Origin of the sequence: Natranaerobius thermophilus JW/NM-WN-LF (assembly GCF_000020005.1) — a bacterium.
GTDB classification, from domain to species: domain Bacteria; phylum Bacillota; class Natranaerobiia; order Natranaerobiales; family Natranaerobiaceae; genus Natranaerobius; species Natranaerobius thermophilus.
Genome location: NC_010718.1, coordinates 2,163,574 through 2,186,849 on the forward strand (window position 1 = coordinate 2,163,574; position 23,276 = coordinate 2,186,849).

Here is a 23,276-nt window from a genome sequence, read left to right on the forward strand (position 1 = left end):
TGACTGCTCCCGTAGAAGTGATTACAACGGGAGCAGTGTTTATCTCACCTCACTATGTGCTTATTATTAAAATACAATTATTGCTGTAAATATTCTCTAACATTTTCAGCCACTTCTTCATTAACCCATTCAGTCCAAATCTCTTCATATTCTCTTAAAAACCATTTTGCTGCTCCTCGTTCATCTGCATCAGCTTCTTCCGTATAAGCCAAAGCTTCACTTGTTACTTCACTACTAGTCTCATAATTCTCCAAAAACTCAACTACCTCGGGATGTTCCTCTGCTAAATCAGAATTAACTGCTACTGTAACGTCCATAGAAGGAATTTCAGTTCCATATCCTTCTTCGTAATATTTTTCCTCATCAAATTCTGGTTCTTCTAATAAAGTCATGTCATATTTACCCATAATCCATGTAGGTTCCCAGTTATACGCCACAACTGGTTCGCCACTTTCATAGGCATCCATTATAGTTGCATTCAACGTAGATTCTGAACCAGGACTCACATAATTAAAGTGTTCATCTAATCCGTAAGTTTCTACCTTAATTTCAAGGATTTCATCTACTGCCCATTCGGAGGGAGCCCCTATTATCCGGCCTTTATCCGGGTCTTCCGGATCCTGAAACTCTTCCCAATAATCAGGTAAATCAAACACAGACTCTAAATTAGGCGCAATAGGATCGATTCCCCGGTCCTCATCACCTTCTATAACATAGGTGGGTACATATAATCCTTGAAAGTTGTCATCAAAATTAATCGACAGGACCTGGATTTCACCTTTTTCTAGGGCTTCATTGTACTCCTCTTGGATATTTTCTTTCCACACTTCCATGTAAATGTCAATTCCGCCACCGCGTAAATCAGTAAAGGTTACCGGTGTAGATCCAGACATTATATCTTGTCTATATCCACCATATCCTTCTTCCAAAATAATCCCTGCTATATAGTTATGTACCCTAATACTTTCCCATCCTGCATCTGCAAAAGTTAGTTCAACCTCATCCTGAGCTTCGCTGTCTGCACAACCGGTTACTCCCAAAACTAACATGCCAAAAAGTATAGCAAAAACACATTTTTTGATAATACTATTGATAACTCTCATATTATAAATCCATTCCTCCTTAATTTTTTTATTTTATTTTGTTTTTTGCCAATCGTTAATTAATTATATATAAAATTAACAAGAAATTCAAATTAACTTAGTTTCAAATAAATCGATATAGTTTCATATTTAATGACTATTTAGATTTACAGTAAATTATGCCCCTAATTTCTGCCTATAACTCCAAGTTTCTTCAGATATCTCTCATCTTAAGTTATAAAAAATTCTGTTTTCCTCTTGACAAACATCTAAATTACAAGTAGAATACTTTAACAAATCATATTACTAAAATCTAAAACCGCACCTAAAATCAATGAAGGGGAACAGTAGACCTTAACTTAAACCAGAGAACCGGGGCAGCTGGAAACCGGTAACTTTATGGTCGAATTACACCCTGGAGATGCAATTTTGAAACTTGTCATTATTATCCGGGCAGGAAGTAAATTTTGCCGCCTTAGGCGTTAATTTATACAAGTGACTTCACATATAATTTACTGTGATTTATAGTTGTAAATTTTGTGAAGTAACTCAGGTGGTACCGCGAACCTTCGTCCTGTGTCTGACGAAGGTTTTTTTAATTGATCAGCTAAATTTATGAATTGGAGTGATTGCAATGGGAACCAAAAAAACACAATTTCCTCAAGATTCTGCCAGAAAGGTTTTAAATGAGTTTTCACCATATATACCCGGGAAAAGTTTAGAGGAAATTAAAGAAAAATACGGTTTGGATAAGGTGATTAAATTAGCCAGCAACGAAAACCCACACGGACCATCACCAAAAGCAGTAAAAAAACTAACCGATAACAAAGATATTCACTTGTATCCCCAGAAATCATATCAAAATTTACAGTCCAAGATATCACAAAAGCTTGGTACAAATCCTGGACAAGTAATTATTGGTAATGGTTCGGATGAAATTATTAAACTACTGGCTGCAGCTTTTATTAACCCTGGTGAAGAGGGGCTTATGGCTGATATTACTTTCCCTATATATAAAATGGCAGTGAAAGAACTTGATGGTAAAGTAACTCATATCCCCTTAAAAAAATATACCCACGATATTGATCAGTTTATTGCCCAAATAACAGATAACACAAAATTAATATTTATATGTAACCCAAATAACCCTACTGGTTCCATCATAACCCATGAAGAGGCCGAAAAATTATTAAGTAGTGTCAGTAAAGACACTATAGTAGTCTTTGATGAAGCATATCGAGAATATGTTACAAATCCTGAATTTCCAAAAACAGAAATGTTAGTAGATAAATATCCTAATTTAATTGCTTTAAGAACTTTTTCTAAAATTTACGGTTTAGCTGCTCTAAGAGTTGGTTACGGAATAGGTAGTGAGAAATTAATTGAAGTCCTTCACAAGGTTAAATTACCCTTTAATGTCAACGAACTAGGGTTAAGAGCTGCCCAAGAAGCACTAGATGATACAGAACATCTGAATTATAGTAAAGAACAAAATGATCAGGGTAAAAAATGGCTAGAATCCAAATTAAAGTCCAGTAAATTTTTCTCCCCAGTACCAAGTCAGGCCAATTTTTTACTTGTAAAGACTGAATTCGATGCAGAAAAGCTGGCCGGTGAATTATTGAAACAAGGTGTTATAATAAGGGAAGGAACTTCCTTTGGAATGCCGGACCATTTTCGGATTACAATAGGTTCAAAATCAGATAATGAGTTTTTCATAGAAAAATTAAGTAATTGCGAGGTGAATTTGAAATGATCATTGTAATGAATAGACAAACTCAAGAAGAAAAAATAAATAAAGTGATAAATAGACTCTCTGAATTGGAATTAGAATGTCATATATCTAAAGGCAAGAATAAAATTGTTATCGGAGTAATTGGAGAAAATAAACGCCATGCTTTAGAAGGTTTAGAAGCTCTGCCATACGTTGAACAAATTGTACCCATAAGTAAACCATTTAAGCTTGTATCGCGAGAGTTTAAGGAAGATGATACTCAAATAGCTTTTGGTGGAAAAAGTTCTCATGTAGTTAAAGATTCATCCCTATCAGGACCAGTAGTTGGTGGAAATAACTTCTCATTAATGGCTGGACCGTGTGCAATCGAAAATAAAGAAAACACTTTAGAAATAGCTCAACAAGTCAAGCAAACTGGAGCCCAGTTCCTCAGAGGTGGCGCTTTTAAACCTAGAACTTCACCGTATAGTTTTCAAGGATTAGGAGCGGATGGCCTGAAAATTATGTGGGAAGCCAGCCAGAAAACGGGTTTAAAAATAATCACAGAAGTTATGGACCCTCGACAGATTGAATTAGTTAGTGATTATGCCCATGTTTTACAAATAGGCGCTAGAAATATGCAAAATTTTGAGTTATTAAAAGAGGCTGGAAACAGTAATCATCCTGTATTATTGAAGCGGGGTATGTCAGCTACAATAGAAGAGTGGTTGATGGCAGCCGAATACATTTTATCTAAAGGAAACTATAAAGTAATGCTCTGTGAACGGGGTATAAGAACCTTTGAAACAGCTACTAGAAACACTCTAGATTTATCTGCAGTAGCACTTGTCAAACAATTAAGCCATCTTCCTGTAATAGTTGACCCTAGTCACGGTACTGGAAAATGGAAGCTAGTGCCAAGTATGAGTAAAGCAGCTTTAGCTGCAGGGGCAGATGGTTTAATTATTGAAGTTCATTCAACTCCTGAAACAGCCTTGTCCGATGGTTCTCAGTCTCTTACTCCAGCTAATCTCGAAAAACTAACCAATCAACTAACAGAATTAGCACCTCACTTTGATAAAAGTTTTACTATTGGTTCCAAAACCGAGGAGCATATATAATGAACAAAAACAATTTGCTGGTCATAGGCTTGGGATTAATGGCTGGGAGCCTGGCTCTTTCACTAAAAGAATGTGATTGTTTTAATAAAATCACTGGATATGACATCAATAAAGATTCAATGTCCGATGCTATTAATAATCACATAATAGACGATACCATTAATGAGCTTTCAGGGGAGACCTTAACAGAATTTGACTATATAATTCTGGGAACCCCTGTTTCTGAAACTTTAAAGCTTTTACCCGACTTGGCAAGCAAAATAGATCACAATACTATTATTTTTGATCTAGGGAGTGTAAAAAAACCTGTAATCACTAAAGCTCGAGAAGTAATTTCCAATCAGAATAACTCAAATATTGATTTTATCGGAGGTCACCCCATGGTCGGTAGTCATAAACAAGGAATCAAACATGTTATGACAAATCTATTCACTCAGAAGCCCTTTATTTTGACCCCTGTTGGGAATAAAAAGTTTGAGGATGATACTAGTGTAAACATGATTTCTCAGCTACTTGTAAAAATAAATAGCCATCCTGTTGTCATGTCAGCAGAAAAACACGACCATATAGTAGCCGCTTTGAGCCATATACCTCACTTAATTGCCAGTGTAATGGTGAATACTATTTCCACTCGATCCGAATTTGACATGACACTAGCAGGCGGTAGTTTTAAAGATATGACTAGAGTAGCCAAGGCCGATCCCCTTCTTTGGGAAGATATTTTTCATCATAATAATGAAGAAATTGTAGAATGGTGGGAAGAAATTAAAGGACAAGTAGATCAAGTTTTAGCTTCTTATCAAAGGGATGACAGTACATCAGAACAGAATATTAAACGTATTGAAATAAAAGAATACTTATCAACAGCTTCAAACACTAGACAAAAGCTAGAATCCAGATTTTGAAAGGGAGATTTCAATGGAAATTTTAATTAACAATAGTAATGCTAAAAACCACTTTCAAGATACAAAATCTTCAGAAAGTAAAGTTATGCAAGATAATGAACAAAAATTTAGGTCTCTTAAAGGAAGCTTACATGTCCCAGGTGATAAATCAATAACACATAGATCTTATATTTTAGGGTCAGTTGTCCCAGGTGTTGTAAAAATTAAAGGAAGAGCTTTAGGGGAAGATTGTGAGGCTACTTTAGAATGTCTTAAGGCTATGGGAGCTGAAGGTAGTTCTAATTCTGAGGATGAAGATTATGAGATTACTAGCCATTCTCTTTATGAGCCTTCAGAAGTTTTAGATGCAGGAAATTCAGGCACAACCGCTCGTTTATTATTAGGATTGATTTCAGGATTAAATCTCTTTGCTTGTATTACAGGAGATGATTCTTTAAAAAAAAGACCAATGGATCGCGTCATTTCACCTTTAGCTAAATTGGGCAAAGATATCAGGGCTAGACAGAATAATAGTAAACTTCCTGCTGCCATAATACCTGTAGAGATGCAAAACCAAAGCACAACAGTTAAATCTATCTCAAAATCTACGCCAACCATTAAAACACAAGTTTCAAGTGCACAGGTGAAATCAGCCCTATTATTGGCTTCTTTAAAAACAGATGGAATAAATGTAATTGAATCACAACAAACTAGAGATCACACAGAACGTATGTTATCTTTTATGGGATTTTCAGTTCTAGAAAATGTCATGCAAAACGAGCACGAACCGGAGTCGGACCAAAATGTTCATCAGATAACTTTACCCGGAGGGCAATTGAGCAAGCTCAAACCTAGAGATTATGTATTGGATATACCAGGAGATCTATCATCTGCAGCTTTTTTGATAACTGCAGCTCTATTAGTGCCGGGAAGTCAGGTCAAATTGCTTAATTGTGGATTAAACCCAACAAGGACGGGATTTGTAAAAATACTACAGCAATTAGGTGCCAGGATTACAATTACTAATAATACTACCTTAGCTGCTGAACCAAGAGGTGATATTAATGTAGAATATAGCCCTTGTCTACAAGGATTTCAATTGGGAAAAAACCTGGTCCCTGATACAATAGACGAACTTCCATTACTAGCGGTGATTGCAGTTCTTTCCCATGGGACTACTAAAGTGTCAGGAGCAGAAGAATTACGATATAAAGAAAGTGATAGAATTTCCGCTATCACCCAAGAATTGACCAAACTTGGAGCAGATATAACAGAAACTCAAGATGGCTTTATTGTTAACGGACCCACACAACTAACAGGTAATGTAGTGGATTCTCATGGAGACCATCGTATTGCTATGGCTTTAACAGTAGCTGCCTTAACCGCCCAAGGGAAAACCATCATAAAAAATTCTGACTGTATTAATATATCTTATCCAGGTTTTATTCAAGATTTAACAAAACTAGGAGCTATAATAGAACAACATTAAATCTTTACTCTTAATAGAAGATTTTATAATTAAAATTTCATCTTATATATCTTAAATTAAGTATATTAAATACAAAAAAAGTGGAGACAATCTTTTAATAGATTGCCTCCACTTTTTATTAAAGACAAGATATTTATTCGTAAGCTTCACGCAATGCTTCTTGAGCATCTTGTCCATCGACAGTTTCTAATCCATCAACCCACTCTAATACCTTATCTAAGTTCTCGCTAATCCATTCATCCGCAACTTCGTCTGGGTCACGGTCTTCATAACCGTATTCGTAAACCCATTCGTCAACAGTGTCTACATCTACGTCAAATTGTTTCAAATATTGAGCTAGTTGTGGATTGTCATCTTCTAAGCCAGGTCTTGCAATGGTACCAACTTGCTCACCTTCACCCCAAATTCCTTTGGGATCATCCAAATATTCCATATCGAATATTACATTCATGTAATGGGGTTCCCAACCGCTAAAGACTACCCATTCTTCATTTTCTATCTTTTGCTCAACATCAGCGATCATAGCAGCTTCATTACTTTCCATGATATCCCATTCACCTAGACCGTAGGTATCATTTTCAAAAGCTTCGATCATAATCTCATTACCGTCATTCCCTGGTTCCAAGCCATAATAAGTATACTCAAATTTTTCCGAGTGATCGGCTAAATCTTCTAGGGAGGTTACCCCTTCCTCATATACATAAGTGGGAACAGCTGGCGCGTAATTAGTTTCATCTAAATGAGTTTCTAAATGAACTACATCCCCTTCTTCCAAAGCATTTTCAAGGGGGGTTCCCCAAGTTTGAAACCATGCATCTGTAAAGGCATCAATTTGCCCATCTGCCATTCCTTCAAGGATTACAGGGAGATTGTAAGTCTTAACGTTAACATCGTAACCTAATGTCTCTAATACAGCTTCGTTGATATGACTCTTCTGAGTAGAGCATGTCCATTCGACCATAGCAAGTTCTACATCTCTTTCTTCTTCACATCCGGTAGCAATCCCTGCAAAAATAATTCCTGTAATAAGCATTGCTACTATTAAAACTTTACGTTTTCCGCTTCCATGAGCGTTCATAATTAAATAGTACCCTCCTCGTTTTTATCTATAATTTGTTCTGTTTATAAAGTATAAGCTTTTCAATACTATACTGCAAAACTCATTTAGCTTTATAACTATCGGTTATTCGTCCTCAGCACTACTTATTCCTTAAATCAGGGGTAATTTCTCCATATTTGACGTTATTACTATTTAATTAGGTTTAATGCGCTTCCATTTTTAAAGTCACTCATCACTGATCATCCCTTATTTAGAAGCATGAACGATAAATTTCTTCATATCCTTTTACATCGATATCTCTTGGATTTCCAACTGTTTGTGGATCATAATAAGCTTCTTTAGCAAGCCTAGGAATCATGTCTTCTGATACACCTAAATCGCCTAAAGTCGGCACATCAATGTCTTCAGATAGCTGATACACTGCCTCAACAGAAGCCCTAGCAGCTTCATGTAAGTCCATACCGTGAGTATCTACACCTAGAGCATTGGCAATGCGCGCAAACTTATGAGGTGCTCCAATCCAGTTATACTCCATTGCAGGAGCTAAGGTAGCTGCTACTGCCTGACCATGAGGTACAGAGATAATTCCTCCTAGTGTTTGAGTCATGGCATGAACTGCTCCAGCACTATCGCCTCCGTATGATATACCTGCTAACATAGCTGACATAGCCATACCATAACGAGCTTCTATATCTTGACCATTACCTACTGCTCGTCGGAGATATTTACCTGCGTACTCAATGGCTAAAAGTGCTGCTGCATCAGTAGTTGGTTGAGAATAGTGGCAAGTATAGCATTCTATAGCATGACAAAGTGCATCCATTCCTGTTCCTGCTGTAATAGATGGGGGCATTGTAACATGTAATTCAGGATCAATCAATGCTAAATGAGCCGTAATCAATGGTCCACCAGTATTAAATTTAAATTCTCTCTCAGGGTCTTTTATTACAGCCCATAGGGTAACTTCACTTCCGGTTCCTGCAGTCGTAGGAACAGTCACCAATGGTGGTATTCTTTTAGTCATTGGTTTCTTACCCTCAGCGGCTTCATATTCTACAACAGGGCCATCATGAGAAATTTCTAGTCCCATAGCCTTTGCAGTATCCATGGAGCTTCCCCCACCAACAGCAATCATACCATCGCAATTCTCTTTTTTATATGCTTTAGTACCATTGGCTACTATTTCCAAATCTGGATCTGCTTCTACCCCATCATAAACTGCATAGGGGATACCTGCTTCATTTAATGACTCTTCAATAGGTTTGATAAGTCCTGCATCAATAACTCCCTTATCAGCTACAATAATTGGCTTACTTACGTTAAGTTCCTTTAACTCATTGGCAATTTCCTTGATAATTCCTAATCCGTGCTTAGTTTTAGTAGGCAATACAAACTCATTTTCCTGCATCTGTTCAAATCTCAACATAATAAAATCCCTCCTGATTAAATTTAATTTAGAAACTTCAAATTAGTTTTTGAAGTTTAATTTTAAAGTTTATCTTTTAAGCCCAGTTGGGCTAACTTCTCCTCTGTAGGACGGCCTTCTTCATCCCATCCTCTATGATAGTAGTACTCTTGAAGCATAATTTTTTCATCTTCTTGGGTGAATTTGTGACCTTTTGCCGGGCCATCAGGCAATGGTTCGTAAAATCTTTTAGGTAGTTTTTCGTGTTTTTTAGTTAATCCTTGTTTTAAGTTAAAGAGTCTGCTAACATTCCAAATTCTTTCACCCAGTTGATATAAACGATCTTGACTAAACTCTTCACCCGTAGCGGCTTCAAACAATTCACGGTACGATTCCTCTGAAATACCAAAGGTACCGAAATCACACTTAACAAAAGTGTCCAATGCCGCAATGAAATTTTGATCATTAGCTACAGTTTCTGCTTTACCATGGACTTCTAATCTTTCAAAAGTCTTGCCATTAAATTCAGCACCGCCAACTTCGTAATCAATGGGGAAGGCACGTTGATGGCAAGCTCCACGGTCAGCCGTCATATAAGCCAGACCCATTCCGGGTACTCCTCTCGGACCCCATGCTGGTATATCCATACCTTTTACATGTGAAGCCCTTGCCTGAGCATTGGTACCTAGCTCTTCGGCAGCTTTTTTAGTGCCTTTTGCCAGTAAATTACCTAGATATCCCTTCTTATTGGCAATGTCCTTCAAAACTCTTTCAGCACTTTCTGAATCACCAAAGGACATATCTATACCATCGCAGTCTTCTGGTTTTAAGATGCCTTCTTCAAAACATTCCATAGCAAACCCTATAGTAGAACCACCAGACATGCCATCGATTCCTAAGGCATCGCATAGATATACTAAATAAGCTACTTCTCTAATATCTGAGATCCCCAAGTTCGTACCCATTAAAGCTGCAGTCTCATATTCAACTATGTCTGAAACAGTTCCTCGTCGCTTACCATCCTTAATCACACCAACTTTGCTGCATCTGATTGGACATGAAGCACAACCTTCATCTCTGAGCCAAATTTTTTCGCTTTGAGCTTGATGAGCCAATCCATCGGGATTAAAAGTACCCTGTTGGTAGTTTTTGACCGGTAATAATCCCTCACTATGGGCAAACCACAAAGCTGCTGCAGTTCCTGCTTCAGTGAGTTCTTCTATCTCTTCGGACTGTTCTAATTCTTTTCTGGCTTTAGCAATTGCTTGATCGAACCTCTCCAGATCATGAATTTTTACAGTATTGGTACCTTTTATGGAAAAGGCCTTTAGCTGTTTACTTCCCATGACAGCTCCTATGCCGCCACGTCCAGCATGACGATTGTACTCACACGATACCAAGGCATAAGGAATTAAATTTTCACCAGCTTGGCCAATGGTAGCAATTTTTAAGGTTTTATCATTCATATCAGCTTTTATCTGATGATTAGTTTCAAAAGTATCTAAACCCCAGTATTTCTCAGCGGGTAATATTTCAACTTTATCATCTTCTATTGTTATCATGACAGGTTTATCAGCTTTACCTTTTAGAACGAGGGCGTCATACCCCGCATACTTGATTTCCTGGGCCAAATTACCACCATAGTAAGAGTCTACATATCCCCCAGTTAAAGGAGATGTTGACACAACAACTCCTCGCATGGCAGGAGCATCAGTGCCAGTTAACGGACCACCCGCAAAGATTACTGGATTTTCTTCTCCATAGGGATCTACACGCTCATGGTTTCGCGTTTCACGGTATAATAACCAAGTGGCGAGTCCCTTGCCACCGACAAACAACTCTTTAATGTCCTCGGAAATTTCTTCAGTCCAGGATTTATTGTTGCTTAAATCTACATGCAAAATCTGATTCATTGCACCTAAGTTACGGAGTTTCATTTAACTTCACCCCTTTTTTCTCCAGACTCTCCATGATCACAGTCTCCATGATCACAATAGGTTAACGCCCCTGTGGGACAATTTTTGACACAAAGGGGGTCTCCACCACAGAGATCACATTTGGAAGCTTTTTTGTCCATCATCACAATTACATCTCGAGGGCAATACTTTTGGCATTGGCCGCATCCGATACATTCATCTTGTACGACGACAGGGATTCCGTTTTCCCGTTTTATAGCTGATACGGGACATACTTTTTCACAGAATGCATTGTCACATTGATTACAGACTATCGGATCTGATACTAAAGCATCCATTTTTGATTCAAGACGTAGCCGGGCAAAACGTGGATTATAACCTCCGGCCAATCGCCTGGAACAGACCAATGTACAGATTTCACAACCGGTACAAAGATCGAAACTTGCAATTAATTTTCGGATAGCCATATTAAGTCACCCTTTTTATTATTTTTATAAAGTTTTTACTGAACAGACTGAATACATTGTATATAAAAAAAGGCCTTTTGACAATTGCATTAAAAGGCCTTGAGATTTTATGACGTAGTTACTTCTTCGATTTTCTCTTCTGTGCTCTTAATTTTACCGAAATATACTATTCTTTGGGAATAAAGTCGAATATCTCTCCCGATTCTATACTTCTGGCCAATTTATTAAGCCATATATAATATTGCTTTGCTTCTTCTAACTTTTTCAAGTCTTTTTCCGCCTCTTTACTGACTTCTCCATCACTACTTTCAGCCATTTCTTTTAGTTCCGGCTCAACTTTTTTAATGGCTTCCATGTTTACTTCAATTTCTCTCTTCCACATAGGAATGAAGAAGTTAAGAAAGGTATTAAAAAAATCTGTTTCTCCTTCGTATAAATGCTTGCGAACCCCTTTTTTCCATACTTTTTTCACCATCTTATTTTTTTCTAAGCGTCTGACACCAGTGCTCATACTGGTTTTACTCATACCCATCATATCTCTCAGTTCATCTAAAGTCTTTGGTTCATCACTGAAATAAAGTATGGCATATAATCTCCCAATAGAAGGGGGAACTCCATATAGGTCCATGGTTTGAGCCATAGCGACACTGATTTCCGATCTCAATTCTTGAAGTTTCTCAAAGGAATCATTTCCATTTTGCTGCTCTTTTCCACTCATTTATATTCACCTTCTTTTAAGGATTATTGCTATACAGTATGTCCTGTATGACTTATATTGTTACATAATTTTCAATCAATATCAAGTGTACTAGGAGCTCTTGAAAAGGATTTTCCCGGGAACATATTCCTATAAATTAGTAGAAAAATTCCAATTACTATGATTATATCCCCTATACTTATAACTTTACTAAAAGGATAAGGTGATGGGATAGGTATAATATCACCTAAAAACGGAAGGACAGTCTCCTGAGTTATGAAAGTATGAGTACCTACAGGGGTTTCAGTAACATCTGTAAACTGAAGAGCTTGTTCCGAAACAGGCATGGCTCCACCATTTAAAAAAATAACCAAACTATTTAATAATACCCCAATGAAAACCAATTTCAATTCTCTTATATGGCGGTTCATAATAAAAAATCCGATCAATATGATGAAAGCAAGAGATTGTAAATAACCACCGTAATTAATAAAAAAATCCACTCCACCTTGAGAGTAATTATAGGTGACAAAGCGGATTAATAAAGGTAAAAATAATAAGGGCAACCCCTTTATGGTTATTTTTTCAAGGTTACGGATAGAGCCACCACGAATAAACCCTAATATTATAGGTAGTACTACCGCTTCAAATAACATCAAAACACCTCGGCTTTTTGAGAAGTATCAGTTTGATATAGTTTTTTTAACTCCATTTCGGTTATTTCCCCTCGTTTGATCAACACCTTCTTCAAAGCATCAACTACTGCAGGATCGAATTGTTTACCACTATTACGGTCTAGTTCTTTAATGGCATTCATAGTACTTAAAGAGTTTCGATAACTCCGTTCAGTAGTCATAGCATCAAAAGCGTCGGCTACAGCCACTATTCTAGCTTCCTGCGAAATCTCATCCCCCTGTATTCCGTCAGGATAACCTTGTCCATCAAATCTTTCATGATGATGTCGAATAACATGGGAGTAATCGGCTAAAAATTCCACATCTTCAATGATTTTTTGCCCAATAACTGGATGTTCTTTGATCTTTTCAAATTCTTCGGAAGTTAATGAGGAAGGTTTATTTAAAATTGACTCAGAAATCCCAATCTTTCCTATATCATGTAGTATAGCAACGTATTCCAAGCTCTCTAATTTATCCGCATTTAATTCCATTTCTTTTCCCATATCTTTCACCAGTTCCGCTACTCTAAGACAGTGCCCCCCAGTGTAGGAGTCCTTGGCATCTAGAGTCTGACTTAACGTTTTTATAGTTGATAGATAAGCCTGCCGCATCTTGATATACAGGGAAAATGAGTGGCGGGCTACTAATAAAGATAGGAACAACAATACTAAGCCTGCAATTCCAATTTCTTGATAAACAAAAACAATTAAAACACCCAAAGGAGCCAGAGTTAAGTAGTTAGGTATAGCCCAACGGAAGTTTACTCGCCAAGCTTCCCATATAGAAGATTCTTTATAAAAAGCTATTGCCAAAGTTACCAGAATTGTATTCACAAGGAAATAAACCATTGAAGCAAGAATAACGGGTAACAATTCTTCAGGAAGAATAATTTGCCCAAAGTTTCCTCCAATCAATTTAAATACTTTACCTGCCAGAAAAGCCGCTAAAGATATTTGACATAGATTATATAAAGAAACATGAATAGGTAACTTGAATTGTTTACGTGAAATCATGCCTAGACAAGCGATCCATGCCCCTGTAAAAGGCCCAAAGATCAGCACACTTGCTAATATCACAGCAAAACTAACAGAAACGTAACCAGCTCCTTCTTTAGGAAGGGGTACCGCTAATTCTTCAGAAAGTATTATAAATGCCATAAATACAACTATAGACCAAGATAACATGCTTATCGTTTCACTAATACTATATAGCAATACAGTAAACCCGGATAAAATAACAACGCTTATTAGTATTTTTAATTTTGTAGACATTTTATCACCTCTATTATTAACAGGGACCCAGATTTATTTTAAATTAACCGCCGCCACCCCAAGTGAAACTAGCGCCTCCTGCTAAAACAACGCCTAACAATGTTACTAAAATAAGTACCACTTTATTCATGGGTCTCAACTCCTTCTTGGAAGGACTCCGCCAGGTCCGCTATAGTGACGGGAGACCGCTTCGCTCTTTAAATTTTCCATAAAACAGTTTCACAAGTAAACCAAGTGAATAAAATTAATGGGCGGCTACCGGGTCCCTGTTACACCCTAATATTTAATACATCTATGAAAATGACAAACCTATAAGTAATGTTATTTTAAATACTTTAATCTTCTATTAACAGCATCTAAAGTAGCTCTAGCTACTGCTTCCTTATCATCTTTCCTCACAAGGGAAGACCCTACTAAAAATTCTTCCGAAGTAGATCGGACTAAGGACACTGCTACTAGAGCCACTTTTTCACCTGCGAAATCAAACAAAGATACTTCTTCAAGTACTAATGAAAATATGGAATCAAAACCATCATTACATTCAATGGCTTTTAGTGTTGCCTGGGCTACTAATCTGTTTTGATTTTTTTCAGATCCCGGTCCTTCAGAGTCTCCATGATATTTATTGTTATCATCACTTAATTCTACTGAAATTCTACATTTTCGGCCATTATACTCCATCACTAAATTATGTAAAATTAACCTATTTTCACTATTTTTATCGATAAACTCCTCTTTATCACTTAATTGAACTACACTTATTTTCCTGTGGTCTAATTCTATGTCAAATTCTACTGCTGCCGCTGTTTCAATATCTCTAACAATTTGTTTCGCACCCCTGCTTTTATCTGCTAGTACATATATTTCCTGAATAAAGTTTTGCTCGTCCAAAGTAACCTTGGCATCCAACACACTTTCTACTTTTTGAATCAAATCAGTCAAATTTTGAGAGGTTAAATTTTCTGAAATGTTACTATGGTCAGACACTGGCATCACCCTATTAATTAATAATCATTGATATCAAATGTAATCTTCGACATATGTTACTCTCTATATATAAACATTTTTCTTTCTTTTTCAATAAAATCCTTCTTAATTAATTAATTTTTTTGGAAAATATTTCATCGATTTGTTCATAAACAAACTCTGGAATAACGCCAAGTCTCCAGAGGGAAGCGCCTCGTAACTGATATTTATCGACTAATTCCCATTTTTTCATCAAACTGCGTTCACTTTCCATATATATATAATTTTTTAAACCTTTTTCATCAGTAAAGCTCAAATAATTCACAGCAGATTGCTCGTCCCATTGTTTATCTATTCCTTTTTCCTCTTTAAAGTCGTATACGGAATCCAAATAAGGGTGTGAAATCATCCATTTGCTAGTTATTTCTCGTTCTTTTTCTTCTTCAACTAAATCTGAGTCTTGTTCTACTTGATCACCATTGCTGCTTTCTACTTCCCTATATCTAACTGCAGGAAGACGAACTCCCAGAACAATCTTATCTGAATCAACTAATTCTACTAATTGTTGAATTCCTTCTTCCACCTTATTTATTGGTGCTGTTGCACTAGGTAAATTTCTATCATGATAATCGTAGGCCATTACAACCATCTTGTCGGCAATATCACCTAACTGTTCATAATCATAACCTCTGTAAAAACTGTTTGCAGGAGGAACTGTTAATATCAACTGTTTTTCTTCGGATAATTGTTCATCTATTTCAGTTACAAAATCTATGTATGCCGATTTGATAGCTTCGTTCTGTTCCTGATCTTGACTTTTACCTAGTTCTTCTATATCTAAGTTAACACCAGAATAACCATCTTCTTTAAGTTCTTCTATAATATCACTTATCAGTAGTTCTCTCTTACTTTCGTCAAGAAGCACTTGTTCGACACCATTTTCTCCTTGACGACCAAAGACAGTTAAGTTTCCGTGGACATTTTCTTGAGATAAATTTTCGATCACATCTTGATAACCAGCTGGTCTTCTAAAACCATGCTCTTTACCATCAGTGACTAAATGTCCTTTATCAGAAACTTCAAACCAACCCAGATGGATATTTGAGAAAAGATTCACCCTAGAGTCTTCACTTTTTTGAGGATATGCTGCACCGAAAAGCTCTTCCCAACTAGACCTTTCTCCATAGCCATGGGCATAAAAAGCTGATAAAGTACCATCTATAGTTAATTCATCGGGCTCCGGTTTTGTTGAAGTCATCCTTATTTCACCTTGCTTATATTCTACCTGAACACCAAAGGTTTCACTAAAAAATCTAAGTGGAATCAGGGTACGACCACTTGTGATTTGAGGGGGCACTTCTAAAGTGTCTCTATGTCCGTTCAATATCACTTCATCAGAGTCAATTTGCATTACCAGGTTTTTTTCCTCAGAATACGCTGTTATTGTTTCTGTTTCGCTATTCCAATCAACTGTCACATCTAAACTTTCCGCTAATTTTCTAAAAGGTACCAAAGTCCTACCATCTCGAATAATTGGTGATACATCAAATTCCACTAGTTCTTGATCTAAATAAATATTCAGTTCATGGTCCGAAGAATGCGTCATACCCACCTTCGGTAATAAAAAACATAAGAAAAATAAACCTAAAACAACAATTTTAGCAATCCTATTTGTAGTTAGTGTTTGATTAAACATGTATTACACCTCCAATTTTAATAAAGGGAAAGGGAAAGTCCATAAAGGTTTCGTTATTTTTAGGGTAATTATTTATTTCTATGATATCATATTAGTAGCAAGATTTAAGCAAAAAAGAGAACTTTTACCTTTTGATTCATTTCTTTAACATACTTCTTTAGTTATGTAGTGGGTTTTCTGCTTGATTTCTAGTAATAATATTTTTTAAATTTTTAATGGCTCGATGTTGTAAACTTCTGACAGATCCTGGAGATTTTAACAATTGAATTGCGGTTTCTTTTGTGGTTAACCCCTCAACGAACCTCAATTCTATTACAAGTCTTTGTTCCTCAGGCAAAACTCCTAAAGCACGTTTGATCATCTCATTTTCTTCTTCAATTAGAGCTAGTTGTTCGGGATTATCTTTTGCAACAACATTAGCGATCTCATCTAAACCCACTGTCGATATTTTTCGTTTTCTCCAAAAATCATACAAAGTGTTTCTCGCCGTAGTATAAATGTAACTAGTAATTTGATCGGGGGTAAGTTTTAAGTGATCTAGTCGACCCCAAACTTTTCTAAATGTTTCTTGTGTCAATTCTTCCGCTTCATCATGATTGTGCATTTTATAGTAAAAAAATCTATAGATTTTTGGCCTCAGATAAGCAAATATTTTCTCAAACTCACTTTCTTGAATTGTAAAAGCCATATTATGTAACACCTCTTTCTTGATTTATAATATCAAAATATTCCACTAAAAATAAAAAGTCCCTAGAAATCGGGACTATAAGGTAAGTAATTAGATAAAACTCCCCTTTTTCTATTGTTAGTATTATTATAGCACAAAATAAGGATAAAGTTACAATTATTCCCCTCTATCCTTAAATTTTTCTAGATCTTTCACGTCTTTTAAAGAAACTGCTAAACCTACTTGTTTACCATCATTTGTTTCACGCGAAGCGTATATAATTCCCACTACTTCACCTTCTGCATCAAATACAGGGCTACCACTATGTCCAGGATGAATATGGGCATCTATTTCTAAAATACTATGAGGTGTCCCGGAAAGTTCGTGAATTTTCATGAGTTCACCTTCTACAGCCAGGCTCCCTATCCCCCTGGGATTACCAATAATCAAAACATCTTGACCTTTGTCTAAAGATGCGATCGGATCATCCTTAAGCTCAACATAGGGTAAATTTTCTCCCTGAATTTCTAAAATAGCCATATCGATATTTGGGTAAGGAGCACCGTGCCATTCCTCAACAGGAAATCCCTTTTCTTCTTCTCTGAAATTCACGGAAATATTAGTAGCGTCTTCAACAACATGACGATTAGTCAGTATTTTACCCGAAGGATCAATATTAAAACCAGAGCCCGCCTGTCTTGTAGAAATAGAGTTTTTTTGGGCTTCTCCATGTCCTGATACCATAACAACACTTTTTTTCAGTTCTTTTACTTGGGGGTTATCTCTCAAATCCAAAGATTCTAAATACGCATCAATAGGAAAATTAGCTAAAACATTAAATACTCCGGTCATAGCTGTAATAACAAACATCACTAACACAGCCGCTGTAAATATTTTTCGAATCTTGCTTTTTCTTTCATCAAACTCAGTCCAGTCCTCATCGTCTTCTTCATCAAATTCAAAGTCCCAGTATTCTTCAGGAAAATAAAATTCTTCATCTTCTAATTCTTCATTTTCAAACTCTTCATCCCTATCTAAATGATTATTCTCCTTATATTCGAATTCTTTTTCATTTCTATTTTTGTTTTGGTTCCAATTCTTCATTTTAGCCACCTGCCAAACACTCTAATAAAGGTGCTTTATTTTTTTCAATAATCAACATTCAAGTTTAAACTCAGCTTAATACTAAAAGTCTATTATTCTTATTCATCATAATATAATATTTATCCTGGAAAACCAAGCAGTTTTAAAAATTTTCATAAGATTATAGAGTTACTATTTTACTATTTTAGTTAACAAAAAAGACTGTCCTGGTTAACTCGTAAGATACTAGGACAGTCTCTTCAACTTCAATTGATTTAAACTTGTTAATCTAACTTACTTATAGGAATTAACATTTAATAATTCACTTACTGTCACAAATTCATATCCCTGTGATTTTAGAGTTTCTATTAGCTCCGGCAATGCTTCTAACAAATGGTCTCGATTATCATCTTCTCCGCTTGAATATGAATGCATTAAAATAATCGAACCACTATCTACATTTGGTAATACATTAATATGAAATAAATCTGGATGCTTGTCTAACCAGTCCCAAGAATCTACTGACCAATTAATCACGTTGTAATCCATTTCTGCCAATTGGGCTATCCCTTGAGTATCTAAGGCTCCATAAGGTGGGCGGAAAGTTGCTGTCCGGTTGCCAGTAATTTCTTTGATAGCTTCTTCTGTTTTAAGAACTTGTTCTTCAATTTCTTCTGATTCTAAATCTAAGAAGTTTGAATGGTCCCAAGAATGGTTGCCTATTTCATGTCCCTCAGAGTCAGTGCGCTCTACTACTTCAGGATAATTTTCAATTTGGTTCCCAACAAAATAAAAGGTACTGGGGATTTGGTATTCATCTAAAATATCCAAAACTTCATCTGTATAATAATCGTCTGGACCATCATCGAAGGTTAGTGCAATCTGTTTATCCGCTTCTTCACCGAAGTTATACAAGTTTTCCCAGTTATTTTGGGGATACCAGTTACTATAACCATCATTCATTTCATAAGAAGGGTGAGTTAAAGGGATTTCTAAGGTTTGTCCGGAAATTAATATGTCTTCGTCTTTTAAATTATTATACTCCGCAAGCATGTCCATATCAACTTCATAATCCTCAGCTATTTGAGACAATGTATCCCCTGACTCAATGGTATATTCTTCTGTCACTCTGCCTGGAACCACCATCACTTGACCTTCTAACAGATGATCTGGCTTCTCGATAGGATTTAGTGAGATTAATTCGTCAATACTGGTTTCAAATTCACTAGCCAGTGAATACAAATTATCCCCTGATTCAACCCTGTAAACTTGCAGATACTCTTCCTCAGCTTCTTCAATTTCCTTTTCTTGAACTTCTAATTGTGTTTCTTCTGCAAAAATTGTAGTAGGTAAAAGCAATAAAGCTATTATGACAAGTAAAATTAGGTTGTGCCCTTTCATTTATTTACCCCTTTCCGTTATATACTGTTATATATATTACTTTCAATATTGCTATCAATACTATAGCACGGAAAGGGTAGGGTTACAACTAGTTCGACCGTGTTAAGTTATTCCATATTTATTTTCTGTTATCATCATTCTGTAATTTATTATCTTCTCGCTTTTCCTCTACTGGTTCATCAGGGATCTCATCTTTAATTTCTTCCACCTCTTCTTCATTAACTCCAGGCAAGTTTTCTTCATGTAGGTGTTCGACCTGCTCACCTCGTTTTTTAGCGTATTTTTTCAAGCTTGAAACCCAGAAACCACCATGAAAATGTTGCGGCTCATAACTTATTATAAAAGCACTGGGATCCATGGCAATAACATAATTGTATAGATCCTTCTGATCTTTGCGTGATGTTAGAATTTCCATCACCTGTCGTTCGCCTTCCATTCCTTTACCGACCCATGAAGTAACTCCAAATCCTTTTTCACGCAGTAAATCAGCAAAGGGGTATTTGACTTGCTTACTGATGACCTTCACAGTTACGTAACCAAGAGCAAGTTTTTCTTCTATCTTAGTTCCGACTAACACCCCTAAGGCAAAACCAACGGCATAGGCAATTAAATTTTGAATTTGATCTAAATTTTCAAGGACTAATCCTAATCCAAGTATATAAACAAATACTTCCACTGAACTTAGCAATGCTGCTAGATATCGCTGTCCTTTCAAAGTGAATAACATCCGAATAGTTAAAAAGGATACGTAAACTATATTTATTATTAATATAATTATAATCATGGTCATATTATCACCTTCCAAACAAATTAATAATTAAAACTCTTTTAATCCAGTACCAGTTAATGGCACCAATACATCTTGCATATCAGTTTTTAAAGTGCCAGTACTTTCAAAAGATGAAGTTGCATCAAATAACTTTATAGCACCAGCCACTGCAACGGCAGCTGTTGTTTCAACAAAAATACCCTTATTCCAGAGAGCTTGTCTAGAGGATTTTATCTCATCTTCAGATACAGTGAGTACTTGCCCCCTACTATCTGAAATAGCCTTAAGCATCTCCAGTTTTCTTGGTGGGTTTTTAGCCGCAATTCCCTTGGCTATAGTGTCACCTGTCGGATTCGAACTAGCTGAAACAGTTGTATCATCGCTTTCTTGAGTTAATGGGGCACAACGTTCACTTTGTACAGCAATAATTTTAGGAAGATTCCCTAATTCATAAAATCCTTTATATACACCAAGCAATAAAGTACCATTTCCTGCAGGAATCACCATTGTTTTTGGTATACCTATTTGCTGATAAATTTCATGGGCTATTGTTTTAGTCCCTTCAAAAAATAAAGGATTATATATATGCGATGCATAATAATTGTTTTTACATGCTTTTTTTACTGCCCTTGACGTATCATCTCTATCCCCAGGTACTTTAACTACCTCAGCACCATAGGCCTGAATTTGCTTTAATTTGCTGCCCGAAGCAGACTCAGGAACATAAATTTGGCAATCAATCCCGGCAGCAGCACAGTAAGCCGCAATAGCAGCTCCCGCATTACCTGACGAGTCTTCTACTACTTCCTCTATACCCAACTTTTTCAATGCACTTATAAGTACCTTAGCCCCTCGATCTTTAAATGAACCAGTAGGCATTAAGTGATCAAGTTTTAGTTTCAAGGGATAATTATTAAAAGACTTAGTTATTATGGGAGTTACTGGTTCCCCCAGAGAAACCATTTCTTTCATTTCACCAATAAAAGTCCCTTGAAAGTCAAACAAACCCCCACAAGAACAAGTGTAATTTAAACTAGTTATTTCATACATTTTACCGCAATTTTGACAAAGAAAATTCATAGCTATTCTCCCCTTAGCAAAGTTTATGATAATACATAATTCAAAAGTTCGTTAATTTAAATTCTTTCTCTATCCACTATAATTTAAAAACAACAAAATCGAGTAGGAGGTAGATAATTATTTTATCTACCGACCTCTCACACCACCGAGCAAACCGTTCGGTACACGGCGGTTCCTAGTTTACGCTTTAACTTGTCGATAATATTCCGAAAAGAATAGGAAACCAAATCCTTTGATTACATCATTTCCAAGGGATTTGGATAAGACGGGGCTATTGGAAATTCTCCAGTAGCCCTTTCTTGTGTTTGCATATTCCCATGCTTTGTATTTATTGGCTCCAAAGAACTTGAGCATTTTAAATTTTGTTCTCACTTTCTTCCATTGTTTCCAGTAAATCATGCGAATACGCCTTCTCATCCAACTGTCAGTATTTATTAACAGATTCTTCATATCAGCTGGTTTAAAGTAGTTAACCCAACCCATAATGTATCGGCTAAGTTTCTTTGCTCTGGCTTCGTTGCTTATTCCATAACTTCTAGATGTGAGTTCTTTTATTCTCGTTCTCATCTTTGTAACTGATTTAAGATGAACTCTTAATCTGGCTTTTCCTTTATGTCTGTAAAAGCCAAACCCAAGAAATCTTACCTTTCCTACATAGGCAACTACAGTTTTATCTTTATTTACTTTGAGAAATAGTTTATTTTCGATGAAGGGTAGTATGTTCTTCAAGGTGCGTCCGGCACTTCTTCTGCTTTTACAAAAGATTAGCAGGTCGTCCGCATAGCGGACGAATTCGTGCCCCCTTTTCTCAAGTTCTTTATCCAATTCGTGGAGCATTATGTTACTGAGGATAGGGCTAAGAGGCCCGCCCTGGGGCACGCCAACTTCTGTATCCTTATAGGTGTGTTTGATCATTACTCCTGCTCTTAGATATTTGTTGATAAGAGATATTACTCGACCGTCTTTTATTGTCTTAGATAGCACTTCTATCAATTTGCTCTGGTTTACTGTGTCAAAGTATTTCTCCAAGTCCATATCTACTACATATTTGTATCCTTCATTTATGTTTTGTTGACTTTTCTTAATTGCATCATGAGTACTGCGTCCAGGGCGAAAACCATAGCTGTTATCTGAGAATTGCTCCTCATATATTGGAGATAGTACTTGGGCTATTGCTTGTTGGATTACCCTGTCTACCACTGTAGGTATGCCTAATTTTCTTTTCTTCCCATCTTCTTTAGGTATCTCTACCCTTCTGACGGGATTAGGGCGGTATTTACCGTCCAGGACTCTTTGCCTGAGGTGGTCCCCGTTTTCTTTGAGATATTGTAGAAGTTCATCTACTCCCATCCCATCAATCCCGTGAGAGCCTTTGTTGGATTTTATTTTCTTGAATGCTTTATTCATGTTGTCTCTATCCAAAATTTCCTCTAGCAAATTCCCCTTCGACAAGTTTGCATTGGAGATGTTGTTTTCAGTTATCCTTAAAGAACTGTGCACTCCCGCATATCCTTCGTGTTCCGCACTATTCTTCTGCGGTGAGCCTTCTTTGCAGCTTTCGCCTGTCAGAAGTTGGCGGCACTTCATTCCTTTATTGGTAACAGTCATTTACTGATCTCCTCCTAGGTTCATCCCTTCCTTAATGATGTCGACCTCATCAAGTACTATGGAATCTGCTGACTTCTCATGACAAATCTTATTTCAACCGTGGTTCGAAGTTCATCTTGCCACGTCCATGAGACCTCCCACGGTAAGACGATTAACTTTCATTCCATGTACCCACATCATTTACACTGGTATGTCCGTGTAGTTGATTGGACTTCGTTTTGTA

At 36.6% G+C, this 23,276-nt stretch carries 20 protein-coding genes and 1 other annotated feature; of the genes, 4 read left to right on the forward strand and 16 right to left on the reverse strand.

All coding sequences use genetic code 11. The annotated features are described in order from the left end of the window. Positions 1-77: 77 nt before the first annotated feature. Positions 78-1,103, reverse strand: a complete 1,026-nt coding sequence (locus tag NTHER_RS10430; protein ID WP_012448472.1) for an ABC transporter substrate-binding protein — start codon at positions 1,101-1,103, stop codon at positions 78-80. Positions 1,104-1,407: 304 nt separating this feature from the next. Beyond that, positions 1,408-1,662, forward strand: a binding site (T-box leader). Positions 1,663-1,716: 54 nt separating this feature from the next. Here NTHER_RS10430 and hisC point away from each other — a divergent pair. Genes hisC through aroA form a run of 4 tightly spaced genes read left to right on the forward strand, consistent with a single transcriptional unit; the run spans position 1,717 to position 6,290 of the window. Further along, positions 1,717-2,838, forward strand: coding sequence for a histidinol-phosphate transaminase (gene hisC, locus NTHER_RS10435; RefSeq protein WP_012448473.1), 1,122 nt, complete (start codon positions 1,717-1,719; stop codon positions 2,836-2,838). Next, complete coding sequence (gene aroF / locus NTHER_RS10440) at positions 2,835-3,917, forward strand: 3-deoxy-7-phosphoheptulonate synthase (RefSeq protein ID WP_012448474.1); 1,083 nt, start codon at positions 2,835-2,837, stop codon at positions 3,915-3,917. Before hisC ends, aroF begins: the two co-directional genes overlap by 4 nt. Further along, positions 3,917-4,822: a prephenate dehydrogenase gene (locus NTHER_RS10445; RefSeq protein WP_012448475.1), complete on the forward strand. Its 906-nt coding sequence runs from the start codon at positions 3,917-3,919 to the stop codon at positions 4,820-4,822. The genes aroF and NTHER_RS10445 overlap by 1 nt, the downstream gene beginning before the upstream one ends. 13 nt (positions 4,823-4,835) lie before the next feature. Then, positions 4,836-6,290, forward strand: a complete 1,455-nt coding sequence (aroA, locus tag NTHER_RS10450) for a 3-phosphoshikimate 1-carboxyvinyltransferase (RefSeq protein ID WP_012448476.1) — start codon at positions 4,836-4,838, stop codon at positions 6,288-6,290. 133 nt (positions 6,291-6,423) lie between these two features. On the opposite strand, the gene NTHER_RS10455 is transcribed toward aroA, so the two are convergent. The 15 genes from NTHER_RS10455 to ltrA form a co-directional block, all read right to left on the reverse strand. After that, the gene (locus NTHER_RS10455) at positions 6,424-7,368 is read right to left on the reverse strand and encodes an ABC transporter substrate-binding protein (protein WP_012448477.1); all 945 of its coding nucleotides are present in this window, start codon (positions 7,366-7,368) and stop codon (positions 6,424-6,426) included. Between the two features lie 232 nt (positions 7,369-7,600). Further along, on the reverse strand, positions 7,601-8,776 hold the full coding sequence (locus tag NTHER_RS10460; RefSeq protein WP_012448478.1) for an iron-containing alcohol dehydrogenase: 1,176 nt from the start codon (positions 8,774-8,776) through the stop codon (positions 7,601-7,603). A gap of 62 nt (positions 8,777-8,838) precedes the next feature. Continuing rightward, positions 8,839-10,692 carry an aldehyde ferredoxin oxidoreductase family protein gene (locus NTHER_RS10465; RefSeq protein WP_012448479.1) on the reverse strand — a complete coding sequence of 618 codons (1,854 nt, stop codon included), beginning with the start codon at positions 10,690-10,692 and terminating at the stop codon, positions 8,839-8,841. Beyond that, entirely contained in the window at positions 10,689-11,138 is a 450-nt protein-coding gene (locus tag NTHER_RS10470) for a 4Fe-4S dicluster domain-containing protein (protein WP_012448480.1), read from the reverse strand. Before NTHER_RS10470 ends, NTHER_RS10465 begins: the two co-directional genes overlap by 4 nt. 166 nt (positions 11,139-11,304) lie before the next feature. Further along, positions 11,305-11,856, reverse strand: coding sequence for a choline uptake/conversion transcriptional regulator CudC (gene cudC / locus NTHER_RS10475; RefSeq protein ID WP_012448481.1), 552 nt, complete (start codon positions 11,854-11,856; stop codon positions 11,305-11,307). Positions 11,857-11,927: 71 nt separating this feature from the next. Continuing rightward, entirely contained in the window at positions 11,928-12,491 is a 564-nt protein-coding gene (locus tag NTHER_RS10480; protein WP_012448482.1) for a DUF5317 domain-containing protein, read from the reverse strand. Further along, on the reverse strand, positions 12,491-13,783 hold the full coding sequence (locus NTHER_RS10485; protein ID WP_012448483.1) for an HD-GYP domain-containing protein: 1,293 nt from the start codon (positions 13,781-13,783) through the stop codon (positions 12,491-12,493). Before NTHER_RS10485 ends, NTHER_RS10480 begins: the two co-directional genes overlap by 1 nt. A gap of 321 nt (positions 13,784-14,104) precedes the next feature. Continuing rightward, entirely contained in the window at positions 14,105-14,770 is a 666-nt protein-coding gene (locus tag NTHER_RS10490) for a hypothetical protein (RefSeq protein WP_012448484.1), read from the reverse strand. 109 nt (positions 14,771-14,879) lie between these two features. Further along, positions 14,880-16,445, reverse strand: coding sequence for a stalk domain-containing protein (locus NTHER_RS10495; protein WP_012448485.1), 1,566 nt, complete (start codon positions 16,443-16,445; stop codon positions 14,880-14,882). Between the two features lie 157 nt (positions 16,446-16,602). Then, positions 16,603-17,133, reverse strand: a complete 531-nt coding sequence (locus tag NTHER_RS10500) for an RNA polymerase sigma factor (protein ID WP_012448486.1) — start codon at positions 17,131-17,133, stop codon at positions 16,603-16,605. Positions 17,134-17,289: 156 nt separating this feature from the next. Beyond that, a complete protein-coding gene (locus NTHER_RS10505; protein WP_012448487.1) occupies positions 17,290-18,216 on the reverse strand; it encodes a S1 family peptidase in 927 nt (308 codons plus the stop codon). Between the two features lie 273 nt (positions 18,217-18,489). Beyond that, entirely contained in the window at positions 18,490-19,596 is a 1,107-nt protein-coding gene (locus tag NTHER_RS15290; protein ID WP_012448488.1) for a polysaccharide deacetylase family protein, read from the reverse strand. A gap of 118 nt (positions 19,597-19,714) precedes the next feature. Then, positions 19,715-20,386 carry a DUF2179 domain-containing protein gene (locus NTHER_RS10515; protein WP_012448489.1) on the reverse strand — a complete coding sequence of 224 codons (672 nt, stop codon included), beginning with the start codon at positions 20,384-20,386 and terminating at the stop codon, positions 19,715-19,717. Between the two features lie 27 nt (positions 20,387-20,413). Continuing rightward, positions 20,414-21,445: a pyridoxal-phosphate dependent enzyme gene (locus NTHER_RS10520; protein WP_012448490.1), complete on the reverse strand. Its 1,032-nt coding sequence runs from the start codon at positions 21,443-21,445 to the stop codon at positions 20,414-20,416. A 180-nt stretch (positions 21,446-21,625) separates the two neighbouring features. Continuing rightward, a complete protein-coding gene (gene ltrA, locus NTHER_RS10525; protein ID WP_012446632.1) occupies positions 21,626-23,053 on the reverse strand; it encodes a group II intron reverse transcriptase/maturase in 1,428 nt (475 codons plus the stop codon). Positions 23,054-23,276 lie beyond the last annotated feature (223 nt).